General features: G+C 55.0%; 17 protein-coding genes. 4 read left to right on the forward strand and 13 right to left on the reverse strand.

Going from position 1 to position 16,248, the window contains the following annotated elements; genetic code table 11:
* The 5 genes from ABY734_RS07510 to ABY734_RS07530 all read right to left on the reverse strand — a co-directional run.
* On the reverse strand, nt 1-708 hold a 708-nt coding region (locus ABY734_RS07510; RefSeq protein ID WP_372778355.1), incomplete at its 3' end, for an AraC family transcriptional regulator ligand-binding domain-containing protein.
* Nucleotides 709-713: 5 nt separating this feature from the next.
* On the reverse strand, nt 714-1,589 hold the full coding sequence (locus ABY734_RS07515) for an alpha/beta hydrolase (protein ID WP_372778356.1): 876 nt from the start codon (nt 1,587-1,589) through the stop codon (nt 714-716).
* A gap of 13 nt (nt 1,590-1,602) precedes the next feature.
* Complete coding sequence (locus tag ABY734_RS07520; protein ID WP_372778357.1) at nt 1,603-2,976, reverse strand: cytochrome P450; 1,374 nt, start codon at nt 2,974-2,976, stop codon at nt 1,603-1,605.
* Between the two features lie 51 nt (nt 2,977-3,027).
* Nucleotides 3,028-3,846, reverse strand: coding sequence for a crotonase/enoyl-CoA hydratase family protein (locus ABY734_RS07525; protein ID WP_372778358.1), 819 nt, complete (start codon nt 3,844-3,846; stop codon nt 3,028-3,030).
* A 17-nt stretch (nt 3,847-3,863) separates the two neighbouring features.
* Nucleotides 3,864-5,387, reverse strand: a complete 1,524-nt coding sequence (locus ABY734_RS07530; protein ID WP_372778359.1) for a hypothetical protein — start codon at nt 5,385-5,387, stop codon at nt 3,864-3,866.
* Between the two features lie 373 nt (nt 5,388-5,760).
* Between ABY734_RS07530 and ABY734_RS07535 the strand changes: the two genes are divergently transcribed.
* The 4 genes from ABY734_RS07535 to ABY734_RS07550 all read left to right on the forward strand — a co-directional run bounded on the left by ABY734_RS07535 (nt 5,761) and on the right by ABY734_RS07550 (nt 10,545).
* Nucleotides 5,761-7,194 (forward strand): coniferyl aldehyde dehydrogenase, encoded by a 1,434-nt coding sequence (locus ABY734_RS07535; protein ID WP_372778360.1) that lies wholly within the window; start codon nt 5,761-5,763, stop codon nt 7,192-7,194.
* 277 nt (nt 7,195-7,471) lie between these two features.
* A complete protein-coding gene (locus ABY734_RS07540) occupies nt 7,472-9,151 on the forward strand; it encodes an acyl-CoA synthetase (protein ID WP_372778361.1) in 1,680 nt (559 codons plus the stop codon).
* The gene (locus ABY734_RS07545; protein WP_372778362.1) at nt 9,148-10,071 is read left to right on the forward strand and encodes a TIGR03564 family F420-dependent LLM class oxidoreductase; all 924 of its coding nucleotides are present in this window, start codon (nt 9,148-9,150) and stop codon (nt 10,069-10,071) included. The genes ABY734_RS07540 and ABY734_RS07545 overlap by 4 nt, the downstream gene beginning before the upstream one ends.
* Nucleotides 10,072-10,092: 21 nt before the next feature.
* A complete protein-coding gene (locus tag ABY734_RS07550) occupies nt 10,093-10,545 on the forward strand; it encodes a MaoC/PaaZ C-terminal domain-containing protein (protein ID WP_372778363.1) in 453 nt (150 codons plus the stop codon).
* A 55-nt stretch (nt 10,546-10,600) separates the two neighbouring features.
* Here ABY734_RS07550 and ABY734_RS07555 read toward each other — a convergent pair whose 3' ends face one another.
* The 8 genes from ABY734_RS07555 to ABY734_RS07590 all read right to left on the reverse strand — a co-directional run bounded on the left by ABY734_RS07555 (nt 10,601) and on the right by ABY734_RS07590 (nt 16,237).
* A complete protein-coding gene (locus ABY734_RS07555) occupies nt 10,601-11,368 on the reverse strand; it encodes a glucose 1-dehydrogenase (protein WP_372778364.1) in 768 nt (255 codons plus the stop codon).
* Nucleotides 11,369-12,199, reverse strand: coding sequence for an SDR family NAD(P)-dependent oxidoreductase (locus ABY734_RS07560; RefSeq protein WP_372778365.1), 831 nt, complete (start codon nt 12,197-12,199; stop codon nt 11,369-11,371).
* A 1-nt stretch (nt 12,200) separates the two neighbouring features.
* A complete protein-coding gene (locus tag ABY734_RS07565) occupies nt 12,201-12,614 on the reverse strand; it encodes a nuclear transport factor 2 family protein (protein ID WP_372778366.1) in 414 nt (137 codons plus the stop codon).
* An 8-nt stretch (nt 12,615-12,622) separates the two neighbouring features.
* Nucleotides 12,623-13,519: a TIGR03619 family F420-dependent LLM class oxidoreductase gene (locus ABY734_RS07570; protein WP_372778367.1), complete on the reverse strand. Its 897-nt coding sequence runs from the start codon at nt 13,517-13,519 to the stop codon at nt 12,623-12,625.
* Nucleotides 13,516-14,196: a TetR/AcrR family transcriptional regulator gene (locus ABY734_RS07575; RefSeq protein ID WP_372778368.1), complete on the reverse strand. Its 681-nt coding sequence runs from the start codon at nt 14,194-14,196 to the stop codon at nt 13,516-13,518. The genes ABY734_RS07570 and ABY734_RS07575 overlap by 4 nt, the downstream gene beginning before the upstream one ends.
* A 101-nt stretch (nt 14,197-14,297) precedes the next feature.
* Nucleotides 14,298-14,717 carry a hypothetical protein gene (locus ABY734_RS07580; protein WP_372778369.1) on the reverse strand — a complete coding sequence of 140 codons (420 nt, stop codon included), beginning with the start codon at nt 14,715-14,717 and terminating at the stop codon, nt 14,298-14,300.
* Nucleotides 14,701-15,243: a nucleotidyltransferase domain-containing protein gene (locus tag ABY734_RS07585; protein ID WP_372778370.1), complete on the reverse strand. Its 543-nt coding sequence runs from the start codon at nt 15,241-15,243 to the stop codon at nt 14,701-14,703. Before ABY734_RS07585 ends, ABY734_RS07580 begins: the two co-directional genes overlap by 17 nt.
* 145 nt (nt 15,244-15,388) lie before the next feature.
* Nucleotides 15,389-16,237, reverse strand: a complete 849-nt coding sequence (locus ABY734_RS07590) for a helix-turn-helix domain-containing protein (protein ID WP_372778371.1) — start codon at nt 16,235-16,237, stop codon at nt 15,389-15,391.
* Nucleotides 16,238-16,248 lie beyond the last annotated feature (11 nt).

Below are 16,248 nucleotides of genomic sequence, written 5' to 3' on the forward strand. Positions count from 1 at the left end.
CAGCTCTGCAACCTGTCGCGCACACTGCGCCTCATAAAATTCCAGCGCCAGTCGGTCGGCAGTCGGCAGTTGACGCACAAGCTGACTCTGATTGAACTCGAGAAAGGATGTCTCAGATTGCGACAGCACCGGGCACCCGAAGAATTGCTCGTATGCTGGGAGCGACTCGCCAATATGGTGAGAGAAACCGACGCGTTCTACTTCAAACGGTGCGCCGAGCGCTTCGCTGAACAGTGTCTTCATACTGGCCATATCCCGCTCCAGCAGAAACCGCTCGACACGCCTGTCACCCGCACGCAACTCGAACCGCATGGTCTCGCCCTGGGTCGTCCCCACCGTCTCACACACTCCCCATACCAGCCTTGGATAGCGGATAATCAAGGCAAAAACGTCCTGCAAGGTCGAGCAAGCCCTCATCGCAAGCCCGAGCATCAGAAAGTTGTGCAAATGATAATAGCGGGCCAGTGTAAGACTTAGAGCCGGCTGATGTATACGTGCCAGCGCCTCCTCTACAATGCGATATTCGACATCTCGACTAATGGTGAAGGCAGGGTCGAACAGCTCAAACCGACGAATGCCGACGGTCGCCAAAATATCATCAATTGGGGCCTTATGGTCACGCAGCAAATTAAGCAGGGGGATCAGTCCGCATGCGAGGCGCTGTTGATACCGCAGGTTGGTACCGGCAAATTCCTCAACCAGCGCCATAACCGTCAGAGTTCCAGGTGGCGAAGCCAGGCGACCATATCCTCCATCGCCCGATTGTGAGATTCGGTCGGCCCCATAATCCCAATAAAGCCATGCTGACAGCCCTCGTACTCGGCATGGGTGACCGCAACGCCTACATCACGGAGCTTATCGACAAAGGCTCGGCCTTCATCGCGCAGGGGATCAAGCGCGGCCGTTATAACCAAGGTCGATGGCAAGCCGGCAAGATCATCTCGATCAAGCGGTGTCGCCCGTGGGTCCGAATATCCCGACGCATACGCACTGCCCAGATAGGTATCCCAGAACCATATCATCTGTTTGCGGGTAAGCAGATAACCCTTGGCGCACTCATCGTAGGATGCAAACCCGGCCGCGTAGTGCGCCGTCACCGGATAGATTAAAAGCTGCCCCTTAACCAGGCCAGGGAATTGATCTCTCGCAGCCAGTGTCGTCACCGCGGCGAGGTTGCCACCAGCACTGTCGCCGGCAATGTAAAGACGATCGGTCGAAATATTCAGCGATGCCGCTTGATCTACGAGCCAGGCCAATGCCGCCTGAGCGTCGTCCGCCGCGGCCGGGAAGCGATGTTCGGGGGCGCGTCGATAATCGACAGAAACAACAATATAACGCGACTTTTCACACAGATCACGACACATGCCATCGTAGGACTCCACGTCACCGATAACGAACCCGCCTCCGTGAAAGTAGAGAATAACCGGTGCCGCATCGTCTCCCTCGGGCCGGTAACAGCGCACAGATAGCTGCCCCTTGTTTATAACGTGATCTTCCACCCTGACATTGCTGCGGTGGCGTCGCCACACCACTCGGCTTGCCAACGCAAATCCCGAGCGGAACATCTTCGCTTTTAACAGGTTAAACACGCCGCCCCCCATCTCAGCGCCTAATCAGTTCCACCGGCATATCGTCGGTGGGTTTCGGTAGAGGCAAAGTTTGCATAAAAGGCTCTTTCTTATGCTTGGCAACAAAATCATACTTCAATAGAAACTGATGCAGGAAACACTTGTATTCCATCTGCGAGAAATGCATGCCAATACATTTGTGGGCGCCGCCGCCGAAGGGATGAAAGACAAAGGGGTGCTGTTTGTGTTCGGCCCGTTCCGGTGAGAAGCGATCAGGATCAAAGCGCTCTGGTTCGCGCCAGTATTCCTCCATGAAATGGGTAAAGCGAGGCACCGTGTAAACCATGGTGTGCGCCGGGACAGTAACGCCCGCCAAGGTCACTTCTCGTATTGTCCGGCGCGGCACCAGCGGCGTGGAGGTGCGAATCCGCTGCACTTCAAAAAAGACCTGCTGCATGTAAGGCACGCTTGCCAGATCTTCGTATTCAAGCACGGGTTTGCCAACCGCCAGACACTCCTGATACAGACGCTCCTTGATTTCAGGATTACGCGCCAGATAGTACATGGTGTGAGTGACCGCAGCCGTCGTCGTATCGTGGGCGGCAAAGAGCAAAAAGATTATCTGGTTAACAATATCCTCATCCCGAAAGTACTCTCCCTCTTCGGTTTTTTCTTTACAAATCAGACTAAGCATATCGCGCGCATTATTGTCGCGCTTTTCGGCTATCAGACTGGCGACGAAGCTTTGCAGGTATTCACTGCCTTTAAGCCCCTTATCCAACACCGTACCCGGAAGTCGAAAAGGCACCAGATACATCATGCCATTGAGCGCATCAATAAACGCCTGATTAAGACGTTCCACCCGCTCGCCGCGCTCGGTTTCGCCGATAAAGACTTCGGCCGCCACCTCCAGCAGCAAATTCTTTATCAGAAAAAAGAAAGGCACGGTTTTACCGGTCTCAGCTTCCCATTCGGTCAGGGCGCGCTGATAAATTGTGTTGATATCACGGGTATAGTCTTTAAGAGCGTCGCTTTTGAACGCGGTCTGAAAAATACGCCGCTGGGCCTTGTGGTGTTCGAAATCCTCCATAATCAAACTGCCTGGGAAGAATTTCGCCACTCGATCCATAAATCCCATTTTCGAAGAGAAATCACGATCCGGATCCAGATAAATCCGCTGCATCAGGTCTGGCCCAAGCGCCACCACCCCCTTACCACTGGCAACGTTGACACGAAACACCGGACCGTACTTTCGATATTGCTTTTGTGCCCACTCGTACGGGTCTTTATAGAATTGCGCGGTATGCCCAATCAGTGGCAAGCCCTCGTCACCCGGAATACCGGAGAGATCCTGATTGTTGGGCTCGTGAATGTAATCGTCATAGTTGGTTACGGATGATGCAGCCATGGCTATCGCTCTATGCCCCTGTTATTGGCGGGCCGTACCCGCCTGTTGCCATTATTCGCCTTGAAATACCGGCTTGCGCTTTTCTTTAAATGCTTTCATCCCCTCTTTGGCATCCTTCGTCGCAAAAATGCCCCAACCCAATTGCTCTTCGTTTGCCAACGCCTCACGTTCCGGCAGACTCTCATCATTTTCACGCACTGATTTAAGAATCGCCTGCACTGACAGCGGCGCATTGTCACAAAGTTCTTCCGCTATTTTTAATGCCTCGGCCAGCGCTTGGCCCTTAGGCACAATCCGGTTGATCAACCCCCAGTCCAAGGCCTCTTGCGCAGAGACATGCCTCCCCAGCAGCAACACTTCCATCGCCAGACAATAGGGAATCTGGCGACGCAAGCGAATGGTGGAACCCCCGAGGGGGAACAAGCCGCGCTTGCATTCGGTCACACCAAAGACTGCGTCTTCGGCAGCAACCCGTATTTCAGTACCCTGCAGAATCTCAGTGCCTCCCGCAAGCGCATAGCCCTCAACGGCGAGAATCACCGGTTTGGTGGGCCGGTTGTGGCGCAGCAGTGCCTGCCAGTGCAAATCAGGAATATTCTTCATCATGGCGTTGATTTCATTGGCATCGTCACCGCCCTCGGTGCCCGTTTTCAGATCCATGCCTGCACAAAAGGTATCGCCCTTCCCCGTCAGAACAGCGCAGTAAAGATCCTTGTCTTCATCCAGTCGGCGCCAGGCCCGGTACATACCAACGATCATCTGTCCGCTCAGAGCATTTTTGGCCTCCGGCCGGTTCAGGGTCACCACCAGCACATGGCCTTGTTTTTCTATGGTGCAATTCGGCGTACTGATATCCAGTTCGTTACTCATGAAACCCGACTCCTTTATTATTGGTTTACAGCCGCGTCGGCGGCCTGCGTTGAAAAGAATTTTCCTTCACTGACCGTAACGGACTTGCCTACCCATTCTTGCTCGGTCATGGCAAGCAACTCCGACTGATTATCAGAGCGCGCGACAACGCGCTCTCCGGCAGGCGTTTCGCCATACACAAAACCGTGGGTAATGGTTTCCTTGTGAAACACCACGGTATACCCCAGTACCTGAGCTGGGCCCTCATAGTCAGTAATTGAAGGAACAGGGTGGTCGATCGCGGCGACTTCTTCTGTCACATCCGCGTAGCGATAACCGTTCTCACCCGGCGCATTGGAAAAGACGGCGACCGCCTGCTTTCCAAAAATACCGCTCAGGTTCGACGTCAGACCGTAATGCCGCGCGGTCTCCTCCGCCGACTTTTCACGCAGCACTTCAGCCATTCTGGCCACCCCGTCGAGTGCGCCGTGGTTGTAAGGGCCGCCAGCAAATGCCATCGAGCCCGTAACCGTCCAGGGAATGTCTCGCCCAAGCTTGAGATCCAGTGCAAACGACTGAACAGCCGAGGGAAAACAGCTGTAAAGATCTGCTGCCGCGATATCTGACGGTTTGATGTTCGCCAACTGGTAAGCCCGTTCTCCCGCGACCACGGTACCCGGATGACTGTGCAGGGTTTTCTGCTCGGCAAGGCACACCACGTGGCGCGACTGTGCTGCCGAGACGGGGTAGATCCAGCGCGACTCATCTAGACCCAAGGCCTGCGCCCGCGCGTAGGAACACACCAGTATCGCCACAGCCTGATTAACGTTCCATTGGCTGTTGTGCTTCTTGGTATAAGGGAAGGCGAGCAGCGTATTTTTCCCGGCTGGATTTCTGATGGTCTCCGCCGATACCGGTTCACGATTCCAGGCATGCGGGTTCTTCGACGCAATCTGACTGAATTCACTGTACAGCTCGGCAATCTGGTCCCGATGCTCTTCAACGCCCAAGCCCTGATGCGCGCGCAGCGCAGACTCAATCACGGCGAACAGCTCGACTGGCATCATAATGCCCGCATTGGATTCAGCCTGCGTGGCAAAGGGGTCTGGTGTCGGGTGATAAACATCCGGCGGCGGAGTGTCGTCTGGCTCTTCCCGGTTATGTACTTCAACCCCGGTTATCTTGGAGCGCAGATCACGGTATTTGGCCTCACCGCCTGTTACCACCCCAAGTGATATCTCGCCAGCTTGAATCGCATCAAATAAATCGAACAGCGGAGTCAATTGCAGCACGCCCAAATCGGCCAAAACACTGCGGGCATCAGGGCAACCGATCGCCTCGGCTATCAGCCGGCCCGGATTCCGGTACTGCCACATACCCTGTTCGACAGAAATAGATTCAATCTCCCTCGTCAACGTCGCCTTGCCCGCATCAGATGCAGCATCCCGAATCGCCTCCGCCATCATCTCGAAGGGCTCCGGGCAGGCAGTCGGATCTTCCGCATGGTTTTGATAAAAACCAACGCCAACAATCACAGGCGTATTTGGGGCTATATCTTTCACTACGCATCCTCTCTTTCTAACGTGCCTCAAAAACCGGCTAATACATTACCAATCTTTTATACAACCATATTCTTGTATACCGTAGTGTATTTCAATGATGGCAATCTAAATTTTTTGTCACTTCGATTTGAATGGCACCCACAATAACCAGAGCAAGGGGTCAGACAGAGAACGCAATGTCGACAAAGCGCGCTAACAAGCCCGTAAGCATCAGAGTCGGTGACCAACGGGTCAGACACGACGATCCCAGGCAGCGCCCTAATGCACCGGCAAATATGCGTGTCGCGTCTAACCAAGCGGTCGAAGACTGGCACAACAGCGCCATAGCCGCCCCGCTCACTCGATCCAACTCTTTTCTACAGGTAACCCATTGATGGCACAGACCGATATCACCGAACTGCTCAGCAATCAAAAAAAGGCTTTTCTGAAGGAAGGGGTAGTAACAGCCGCTACGCGCGTGGATCGCCTCTCACGTGTTCACGATCTGATCGGCCGCAACCGGTCGCAGATAGTTGAGGCCGTCAGCGCGGATTTTGGCAACCGCTCGCGGCACCAGAGCCAGATGTCCGAGATTCTGGCGTCGATGGATGGGCTGAAGCATGCGATGAAACACGTCAAGCGATGGATGCGTCCGGAACGTCGTCGCCCGCCTTTTCCCTTCGGATTGCTCGGCGCCAGCGCCCGAATCGAGTATGTACCCAAAGGCTCGGTGGGCAATTTGTCCACCTGGAATTTTCCCGTGTATACGGCAATCTCTCCGCTGACGGGCATACTCGCGGCGGGCAATCGCGCCATGCTCAAACTGTCCGAATTGACGCCAGAGACATCGGCCTTACTGTGCCGTTTAATTGCGGAAGCCTTCGAGCCAGAGGAAGTTGCCGTTGTGCTGGGCGATGCGTCTACAGGCGCAGCGTTCGCCTCACTTCCGTTTGACCATCTGATCTTTACCGGCGGCACACACATTGGACGCCACATTCTCGAAGCCGCGAGCAAGAACCTTACGCCCTGCACCCTTGAATTGGGCGGCAAGTCACCGGTCATCGTAGGCCAGGACTACGACCTCGCCAAAGCGGCGGAACGGATCTTTACCGGTAAGGCCCTGAATCAGGGGCAAGCCTGCCTGGCACCCGACTATGTGTTTGTGCCGAAAGCCGACGAACAGGCCTTCATCGAGATCGTCAGCGAGTTTTATAGCACCTTGTTTCCCACCGTTATCAACAACCCCGATGTTACGTCGGTGATCAATGCGCGGCATGCCGCCCGCATCCAACATCTAATCGACGACGCCCAGCAAAAAGGCGCCAGAATTCACACCATCAACCCCGCCGGGGAAAACCTCGAAGATCAACCTGATCACCTTCACAAAATCCCGCTTACGCTGGTGACTGATGTAAACGACAGTATGGCCATCATGCAGGAAGAAATATTCGGCCCGGTGATGGCCATCAAGACCTATGACGATGTGAGCGAATGCGTCAGCTACATCAATGCACGCCCTCGTCCGCTGGGGCTCTATTACTTTGGCAACGATAGCTCAGAAGAACGCTATGTGCTCGATCACACCATTAGCGGTAGCGTGTGTATCAACGATGTGATGGGGCAAGCCAGTTGTGAGGATCTACCTTTTGGCGGCATTGGCGCGTCAGGCATGGGGCACTATCACGGCCAGGACGGGTTCAAAACCTTCAGCCACGCACGTGCCGTTTACCACCAATCACAGGTAAACCTGATGAAACTGTCGGGCATGCTGCCGCCTTACGGTGATAAGTGCCAGAAACAGCTCGACCACCTGACTAAGGTCAAATAAGGATACCGTCTGTATGAAAATAGGCTGCAGTAGCAAGCAGTCAGAAACAGCAACGACCGCCTGCGCCATAACAAAAGCCTTGAGCAGCAACGCCCTGCATCGGCTCAGCCAGGCGGCCCAGCACATACACAGCGGGATGAAGATAGACTGCGACTACAGCTTGTTTCGCTATTACCTATGAGAAAAACATGTCGAAGGGCGTCTTGTCGGCAGATAAGCACACCAGCCGACAGCCAGGAACAGAAAAAGCTTTTAGCTTGCGCGAGGAACTAGAATCATGGAATTCAACGTAGCCGATTTGATAGAACGCGTTGCCGCCAACATTCCCGAACGGGATGCGGTGATATGCGGTGAGAACCGCGCCAGCTATAAAAAGTTTGATGATGACTCCAAAGGCTTTGCCGCTTTTTTGCTAAAGCGCGGGCTGGGTAAGGGCGACCATGTGGGTATCTACGGTTACAACAGTATTGAATGGGTAACCGCTATGCTGGGTTGCTACAAAATCGGTGCTGTCCCCATCAACATAAACTTTCGCTATGTTGATGAAGAGTTGATTTACATTGGCCGCGATGCCGACCTCAAGGCGCTGGTGTACGACGTCGAATTCTCTGACAACGTTCGGCGCATTCGGGATCAGCTGCCACTACTGCAGCACTTTGTCTCTGTCGACTGGAGCGACGAAGCATCAAAGTATACGGCCGCTGAAGACAGCATTTGTTTTTACGATGCGTGCAAAACTGTATTAGATAGACCCTTTCCCCCGCGCAGCGGCGACGATCACTATGTGCTCTATACCGGCGGCACCACCGGCATGCCGAAAGGAGTTGTCTGGCGCCAGGAAGACGCGGTAATGATTCTCGGTGGCGGTATCGATATGTATACGCAGGAGCCCATCGACTCGCCGGAAGAGATGGCCGATCGCTGCCTGGCGGAAATTGCCACCCCAATGAAATCATTACAAATGGCACCGCTGATGCACGGCGCCGCACAGTGGGCCATTCTGCGAGCGTTATTTGAGGGGTCTACCGTTATTCTGCTGGCGCGAAAGACCTTTGATCCGCACGAAGTGTGGCAACAGGTTGAGCGCGAAGGTGTCAATATCATCATGGTCACCGGGGATGCTATGGCAAAGCCTTTGATGCTTGCACTTGAGGAAGGCAAACCGGACGGCACCGAATACAACACGTCAACGCTCTTCGCCTTTGCAAGCACCTCAGCGGTATTCTCGCCCGCGTTGAAAGACCGCTACGTTGAACGCTTACCTCATGTCGTAATCACCGACAATATCGGCTCTTCAGAAAGCGGGTTCACCGGCACGACAATCCACGAAAAGGGTAAGGCAGAAACTGACGTTGGCGGCCCAAGAGTCACTCCGGCCCGAAACACCGTTGTTCTGGACGACCAGCTGATTATCATTCCTGCCGGAGACGAGCGCATTGGTTTTCTGGCCAAGTCGGGCTACATTCCACTCGCTTACTACAAGGATGAAGAAAAAACAGCAAAGAGTTTTGTGACGGCAGCAGATGGAAAGCGCTACGTAATCCCTGGCGACCGAGCCCGCCACAATGCCGATGGCACGATCACCATGCTGGGCCGTGATTCCCAGTGCATTAATTCCGGCGGAGAGAAGATCTATGCCGAAGAAGTCGAGATGGCCGTTAAAGCCCATCCCGCAGTGCTGGATTGCCTGGTGGTCGCCACACCTCATGAGCGCTTCGGTCAGTGTGTAACCGCCCTGATAAAACTTCAGAACGGCGACCAGCGCCCCGACCTCGCCAGCTTGCATAAGGCCTGCAGCACACACATTGCCCGGTATAAACTTCCAAGGCGCGTTTACTACGTCAAAACCATCAAGCGAAGTCCCAGCGGCAAGGCAGACTACCGGTGGGCCAAGGAAGAAGCACAATTGCTTTACTATGCCGAGCTTCGAACAGAAAACGAGCAACCCGCCTCATGAAATTGGGCTTCATGTGCGGCATGAAAAACAATGGCCGTTACCGAATAGAAGACTATTTAACGGAGATACGCGAAGCGGAAGCGCTCGGCCTTGATCAAGCGTGGATGGGACAGGTTTTCAGCGCCGACGCGATTTCCGTACTGACACTTGCCGCCCGCGAAACCCACCGAATCAGGCTTGGCACCGCTGTCACCCCTATACAGCCGCGACATCCCACCTCACTGGCGCTACAGGCACTCACCGCCAGTGCAATAAGCAAGGGCCGCTTTGATCTGGGCATCGGGCTTTCTCACAAGTTGGTTATCGAAGACATGTATGGCTTGTCTTATGCAAAACCGGCTCAGCAGATGCGGGAATATCTTCAGGTGTTAGGGCCTCTGTGCCGCCGCGAGCGATGTGACTATGACGGTGAGCTGTATCGCGTTCATGCCAAAATGCCCGTCGCTGAGGTCACCGAAGTTCCCGTGATCGTAGCCGCACTCGGCCCGGCGCTGCTGAAGTTGGCCGGAGAACTCGCCGCCGGCACAAGCACCTGGATGACCGGTCTAAAGACACTTGAGCAGCATATTATTCCACGCATCCGAGATGCCGCACACAGCGCCGGCAGGCCAAAACCAAGAATCGTGGCGAGCTTCCCTATTGTGCTCACCGACAAACCCGCCGAAGCACACACCGCGGTTGCCGAAAAAACCGCCATCTACGGCCATATCCCCTCTTACAAAGCGATGCTGGACAGGGAAGGTGTACAACACCCTGTCGACATCGCGCTGATAGGTGATCGATCATCGTTGCGCAATCAGCTGCACAAACTGGCTGAGATTGGCGTCGATGATTTCAACGCCTTTTGTATGGAAACCGACCCCGAGGCCGTCGACAGAACCCTGGCGTTTCTGGCCGAAGAAAAAAGTAACTTTTGTTGAGACCCTGCACTAAGGAAGACCATGCTGTATTACGAAGACATCGATCTGGGCACAGGCTATACCTCACGCGACTATTACCTGGATAAAGACGAGTTGATCACCTTTGCCCGTCAATGGGACCCCCAGCCCTTTCACATCGACGAGGAAGCCGCCAAACACTATCCCACCGGTCTGATTGGCACCAGCGTTCACAGCTATGCGATCCTGACCAAGCTATTGACCGAGAGTAATCAGGAGCCCCCCGCCATGGTCGCCGGACTGGGTATTGAAGATTGGCGCATGCCCTACCCGCTGACGCCCGGTGACTATGTACACGCGGTTGCATCGGTAGAATCTAAACGGGAATCGAAATCCAAACCGGCTTTCGGCATCCTCGTTTCACGCAGTGAACTTATCAATCAGGACGGCAAAGTGGTGCTCACCCACCGTAGCTCCGGCCTGATTATGAAACGACCAGTGGCAACAGCACTTTAAACGGACACCGCTGTTCACCGATACGAGCAAAACTCTGTACTCAATATCGGACAAGTCAAAGTGTATGGGGGTTCACCATAACGCCCCCATCCACATCCAGCGTGGTACCCGTTATAAAAGAAGCTCGGTCAGAACAGAGATAAGTAACCGCGTCAGCTACTTCCTCCGGTTCCCCTAACCGCCGCATCGCATGCACTCCGGCGGTATGCTCTTCCGCACCCGGCACCTTGGCAAAATAATCGACAATCGCGGGAGTACGGATACCACCGGGATTAATGGCGTTCACCCTAATATTTTTCTGTGCATACTCGGCCGCCGTGGTGCGAGTCAACGCGATAACACCGCCCTTGGCCGCACTGTAAGGTGCCTGCATGGCTTCGCCGCGCACACCTGATAGAGACGCAATATTAACGATGGCTCCGCCGCCCTGCTTCAGCATTTGCGGAATCTGATATTTCATGCAGAGCCATACGCCCTTCAGGGAAACGTCCTGCGCCAGCTGCCAGTTTTTCTCGTCGATATCCGGCACCAAGGCAAAACCACCCCCGAAAGCGGCATTATTGCTGGCGCAATCCAAGCGACCAAAGGCGGCCACCGTTTGCTCAACCATCGCCTTTACATCTTCGGCCTTGGCCACATTGGCACGAACCGCAATGGCCTCTCCGCCTGCCTCGCGAATCATTGCCGCCGTTTCTTCAGCGGTTTCCAGATGGTAATCCACCACCGCCACACGTGCGCCGTCTTTAGCAAACATCAGGGCCGTGGCGCGGCCAATGCCGCTGCCGCCCCCGGTCACCAGACCGGCCTTCCCCTCGAGCAACATTTATTTCGCCTCGCCGAATAGCTTCTTGTGCAACTGAGGCGCGAAGATTACCGCTCGATGGTGCTGCTCGAGAGCAGCCCCGTCACTAGCCAGCCAATAGACAATATCGGCAATCGCCTGCGGCGGTGTCGGGTTGAAGCGCGCCGCGATTTTGTCATCGAAACCATTGGCCTTCATCACCTCGGTCAACACAAAGCCCGGCTCTACCGAGAAAAAGCGGATGTCGCTGGCTTTATGCTCAACCCGCAACGAGGGCATCATGCGAATAAGTGCAGCTTTTGAGGAGGGGTAGGCAAAGCCCCAGCCGCCTTCATCAGCCGGTGCGGGCGGATCGCTCAGCGCAGAACCAGACACCATATTGATCACCGCGCCGCTATTCCGCTCCAGCATGCCCGGCAACAACTTCTGAACCAGCGCCAGCGGGGTCAGAACATTGCCGCGGTAGATTTTTTCAACCTGATCAAGTTCGACCTCCAGCACCCGCTGCATATTGCCCGGCCCCTGATAACAGGCATTGTTGAACAGCACATCCACCTTGCCGAAGTGCGTCAGCGCCTGGTCCGCGGCGGCCAGTACCGAAGCCGTATCCAGAATATCCGAACGCAGCAACAAGACTTCTGAGCCGAATTCTCTTGCCGCCGCCGCGGTGGATTCCAGCGAACCCGGCAAGGCTGTGGTGGTTGACTCCCAGCTGCCGTATTCGTGCTGCTCACCTTCCTTCAAGGTGCGCGCTGTCAGCACCAGATCGTAACCGTGGCGTGCGAACTCCAGCGCCGTGACAGCGCCTATGCCCCGGCTGGCACCGGTAATAAAGGCTACGGGTCGGCTCATGTCACTGCCCTCCCAATGGCCGATCTTCGGCCCAGACCACGTTCAGATCCCGCTTCAGGTATTTTGCAACGCCGTCTCGAATTTCGATGGTTTCCTGATAGCGGATGCCCATATCCATCTTGTGCTCTACTTCATCCTTCACATAGAAGTGCGAGGCGATGCAGTAGGTTTCGCCGTTGTAAGTATCGCCCTCCCACTCACCGAACTGGGAACCAATCAGATGGAAGGTGCGGCTGTACTGCCGCAGAAATTCCAGATTGTCGATAAACACCTGCCGCGACTCAGCCCCAAAGCCGGGGCCGTGCTGGGTAAAGTCCGGCCACATGATGTCTTCGGCCTCATCAAACACGCGGTCATCAACAATCCGTACATACTGGTTGGCGAGCTGCCAGGGAATATTATTTTTATCCATCATCCGATCCTCTACGCGAACTGTTTTTTGGCTTCGGCCAGACGACCGAAAAATTCATCGAACATTGCCACGTCGTACACAAAGTACAGCGGCAGAATTTCGATGTAAGTAGCACCGGCTTCAAGCATCGCAGGGATGGTATCAATGGTGGCCTGATAGTCCGGATTACCGTTCGCATCAAACTTGTGCTCGACCATAGCGCGAACCTGCAGCTCGGCCGGGTCGCGGCCCGCGTCTTCGAAGGCCCGGTGCAGTGCTTTGACGCCCTCACCAAACACAGCAGGGTCCTGCTCGATAGGAATCCAGCCATCGGCCACCTGGGCAATGGCCTTGCAGTTTTCCTCATTGGCTTTCACACCGACCCAACAGGGCACGGTTTCCGGTGCCGGACGGCAGTAGATATCATTGAAGGCAATTTTCTCGCCCTGGTAACTGGCCGGCGCATCCTTCCAAAGGGCCTTCATCGCACCAATCTGCTCGAACATATAAGACTTGCGCCCGGCAAAAGGCAGGCCCGAGGCTTCAAATTCCTCGCGCTGCCAGCCCGTACCCAAACCCATCACCACACGGCCGGGCGCCAGCGCATCCAGTGTTCCAACCTGTTTGGCCAGAAGCGCTGCCGAGCGCAGCGGTGAAATCAGAATGCCCTGGGACAGTTCAATTTTGTCGGTAGATCCGGCAATCGCCGCCTCGATGGTCATGGGCTCCAGCCAAGGGGTCTCCGGCGGCGAGGGGAACTCGCCGTAGGGATAGCGGTCGGTGCGACTGCCCATCACCACGTGATCCGTCATGGAGAGCTGGTCGATGCCAGCCGCTTCCGCTTTCTGGGCGACCTCGATCAAACCCCTGGGGCTGCCGCCGTAAAGATTTTCCAAACCATAAATACCAATGCTCAGCTTAAAGCTCATGTCGTGCGCTCCTTGTTAATTCCGTTTGTTTGAACGTGTTTTTGGATACGTTGAATGTCGTTTTGAACCAGCGCCCCCAGCGCCGAGAGAGTGCGCTTGAGGGAGGTTTCCCGATCCAGCTCACCGCGCCGATAGGCCAGGGCAAAGTTTTTGGTGACTGCCGTACAGTTGTCGAGCAGCAGACGGGCGGAAAGCTCATCGGCCCCCAGCTCTGAAAAATAGCGCTGCCAGCGGTATTCATAGCGGCTGACCAGCTCACGGTGATAATTCTGAAAATCTTCATTGAGCTCCGGCACGGTGCGCAGAATCAAACCGGCGCAGCCATATTCATCAATAACGTCCCAGATAAGGCTTTCGAGCCGCGTGCTCAGGCTGTGGTCTCCCGCCAAAAAACCCTTGATCGCCTGATACTGCTCCTCGCAGGTAAAGCGCTCTTCCAGGCGGCGGTAAAAGGATTCGGAAATGGCAAAGTACAGATCGGATTTCTGCGGAAAATAGGAATACACCAGCGGCCGACCGCAGCCCGCCAGCTCGGCAATGCGGGCATGTTTCAGCGCATCGATACCTTCAAACTCGACAATGTAGGCAGCAACCTTGATCAGTTGCTCCCGGCGCTCTTCGCGCGATGCCCGCTGATTGAGCGTCTGTAGGGTTTGGCGGTGCTGGGCTGCTGGCAAGGGAACACTCCCGAAGAATCCGAGCCGCTACATTCGCCCTCTGTTGACATTTTGTCAATAAGGCGAGGTCGGCCATTTGGATTAGAGGGAGCGCGTCGAAATTAGCGACACGGTAATCCCAGCAGTGCAATCTCCTCTTCAAGAACCGCCACCACTTCAATCATGCCAGCCAACAGTCCATCATCAATATCGAGATGGCCTTCGTACTCAGCGAGGTTTCTTCTACGGTGGGCCAAGTCCAGAACCCGCCATTGTTCAGGGCGCAAATTGAGGGTATGCGCCAGGCACTGAAAGACTTGGTAGCGATTCTCTGAGCGGTAACCGTGCCAGCGCAGGGCAGCGAGCGCCAAGGCATGAGCGGCATTGTAGGCAAGATCAAAACGGCTTTCCGGACTTAACTGTTGTAATGAGGCGTCGTGCAGACGCACTTTCCCCGAATGCACCAGTCCCTGAAATTCGTCAATATCCGGAGGTTCTTTTTTCAGCTGGCCTATTTTGACAAGGTTATCCAAGGCGTCCATCGCTGCTTCCCTTCAGCAATATGGTTTTTCCAGCCAGCACCTTCCGCAAGAATGGCTGACCGTCTGCACGGCGTTTTTCAAATTCCTGAACGGTATATAGCGTAGGGTTGATCGTGCGTCCCAAGGCCTTTTCAGCGGGCTCAAACAAGCGAAAAACACCTTCCAGTGTCATAGTATCCGAAACCAGCAACACATCAATATCACTGTTTGCACGATCCTCTTCTTTGGCAACCGAACCATACAGCAAGGCCATTAATATATTCTCACCGCCCTGATCAATAGCCGCGCGCAGTTGCTGCTCAATACCCAAGGTCTTGCGAACGAGCGCGCACAGCTCCGGGTAAATGGGGGCTTGCTGATTCGGCGAGTAAAATTTTTGACGCCCTATCTTTCTCACTGTCAACAGACCGCTGTTTGTCAACCGCTCAACCTCGCGCTGAACAGCTCCCGTCCCGGCATTGGCCAGCTCAATCAACTCAGCCTGGGTATAGGATCGATCCGGCTGCCCAAAGAACAAGGCCAGCACCTTCTGACGGGTACCGGAAAACAGCGCCTCACCATAACTAATTTGCCTTTCACCCATATAGCCACACCAAATACCCATTTTGGGTTATTAAAAACCCAAAATGGGTATTTAGCAAGCCCTGGACGACCGGGACCAGACTGCCTGATCAGTAGAAAAGCAAAGGGTGGCTGACGCCATCATCCTGCATTGACGCCAGGTCGAGGTCTTCTTCGGGGTAGAGGGTGGTTATGGTCAGTCGCGGCTCAGAGACAAAGGCATTGGGGCCAAGCGCCCCGGCCATGGTGCTGACACTGAAAAAGCGGCGCAAGGCCCCCTCTACATTCAGCTGTACCCGAAAACTGGCCATCGGCTCGGTGCGCGCCGCACGTTGCTGCCAGTCATCGGGCACACTGGGGAAGGCAGTTAACCGCTTCAGTGTTTGCCAGGCCTGATCGTCGCCGGTAAACAAGGCCGCCTGCTGAATCGACATAAGAATTGCCGACAGGGTATCTTCCCAATCACTGACGATATTGCCCGCCCCGTGGCGATCAAAGATAAAATCGTAGTGATTGCGCACATTGGCGAGCTCTTCGGCAGGAACGACGCGTGAATAGAAACTTACCCAACCACGGTTAACCATTAGCAGATTGGCGGCACCGTCCATAACGGACGCGGGGTACGGATCAAGTGCTCGCAAGTTCATGATCATCGCCTTGCGTAGCCATTTAAGCTCAGGCGCATTGAAATCCGGGCCTTCACTGACCGGCGCGTAGCCGCCCGCCAACAGCAGGTGATTGCGGTCACGCTTGCCGAGCGCCAGCGCTTCAGCCACTTCCATCACCATGGTTTCACTGGGGCGACTGGAACCGTTTTCCAGACGGCTGATATGACGCGGTGAGCTACCCAAGCGAAAGGCCAGTTCTTCCTGGCTGACCTTGTGCACACTGCGCCAGAAGCGCAGAAACCGGCTGAAGACACTGTTTGAATCGTTTTTGTGCCGTTCGTTGTTGGACATCGAGACGCCAA

The sequence above is a fragment of the Litorivivens sp. genome, from assembly GCF_041624475.1.
GTDB lineage: Bacteria > Pseudomonadota > Gammaproteobacteria > Pseudomonadales > Spongiibacteraceae > Litorivivens.

Coding starts and splice junctions, on each gene's coding strand:
- ABY734_RS07540 (WP_372778361.1), top strand. CDS start 7,472: ATGGAATTCAACGTAGCCGATTTGATAGAACGCGTTGCCGCCAACATT.
- ABY734_RS07565 (WP_372778366.1), bottom strand. CDS start 12,614: ATGATGGATAAAAATAATATTCCCTGGCAGCTCGCCAACCAGTATGTA.
- ABY734_RS07555 (WP_372778364.1), bottom strand. CDS start 11,368: ATGTTGCTCGAGGGGAAGGCCGGTCTGGTGACCGGGGGCGGCAGCGGC.
- ABY734_RS07590 (WP_372778371.1), bottom strand. CDS start 16,237: ATGTCCAACAACGAACGGCACAAAAACGATTCAAACAGTGTCTTCAGC.
- ABY734_RS07535 (WP_372778360.1), top strand. CDS start 5,761: ATGGCACAGACCGATATCACCGAACTGCTCAGCAATCAAAAAAAGGCT.
- ABY734_RS07525 (WP_372778358.1), bottom strand. CDS start 3,846: ATGAGTAACGAACTGGATATCAGTACGCCGAATTGCACCATAGAAAAA.
- ABY734_RS07560 (WP_372778365.1), bottom strand. CDS start 12,199: ATGAGCCGACCCGTAGCCTTTATTACCGGTGCCAGCCGGGGCATAGGC.
- ABY734_RS07520 (WP_372778357.1), bottom strand. CDS start 2,976: ATGGCTGCATCATCCGTAACCAACTATGACGATTACATTCACGAGCCC.
- ABY734_RS07550 (WP_372778363.1), top strand. CDS start 10,093: ATGCTGTATTACGAAGACATCGATCTGGGCACAGGCTATACCTCACGC.
- ABY734_RS07545 (WP_372778362.1), top strand. CDS start 9,148: ATGAAATTGGGCTTCATGTGCGGCATGAAAAACAATGGCCGTTACCGA.
- ABY734_RS07570 (WP_372778367.1), bottom strand. CDS start 13,519: ATGAGCTTTAAGCTGAGCATTGGTATTTATGGTTTGGAAAATCTTTAC.
- ABY734_RS07580 (WP_372778369.1), bottom strand. CDS start 14,717: ATGGACGCCTTGGATAACCTTGTCAAAATAGGCCAGCTGAAAAAAGAA.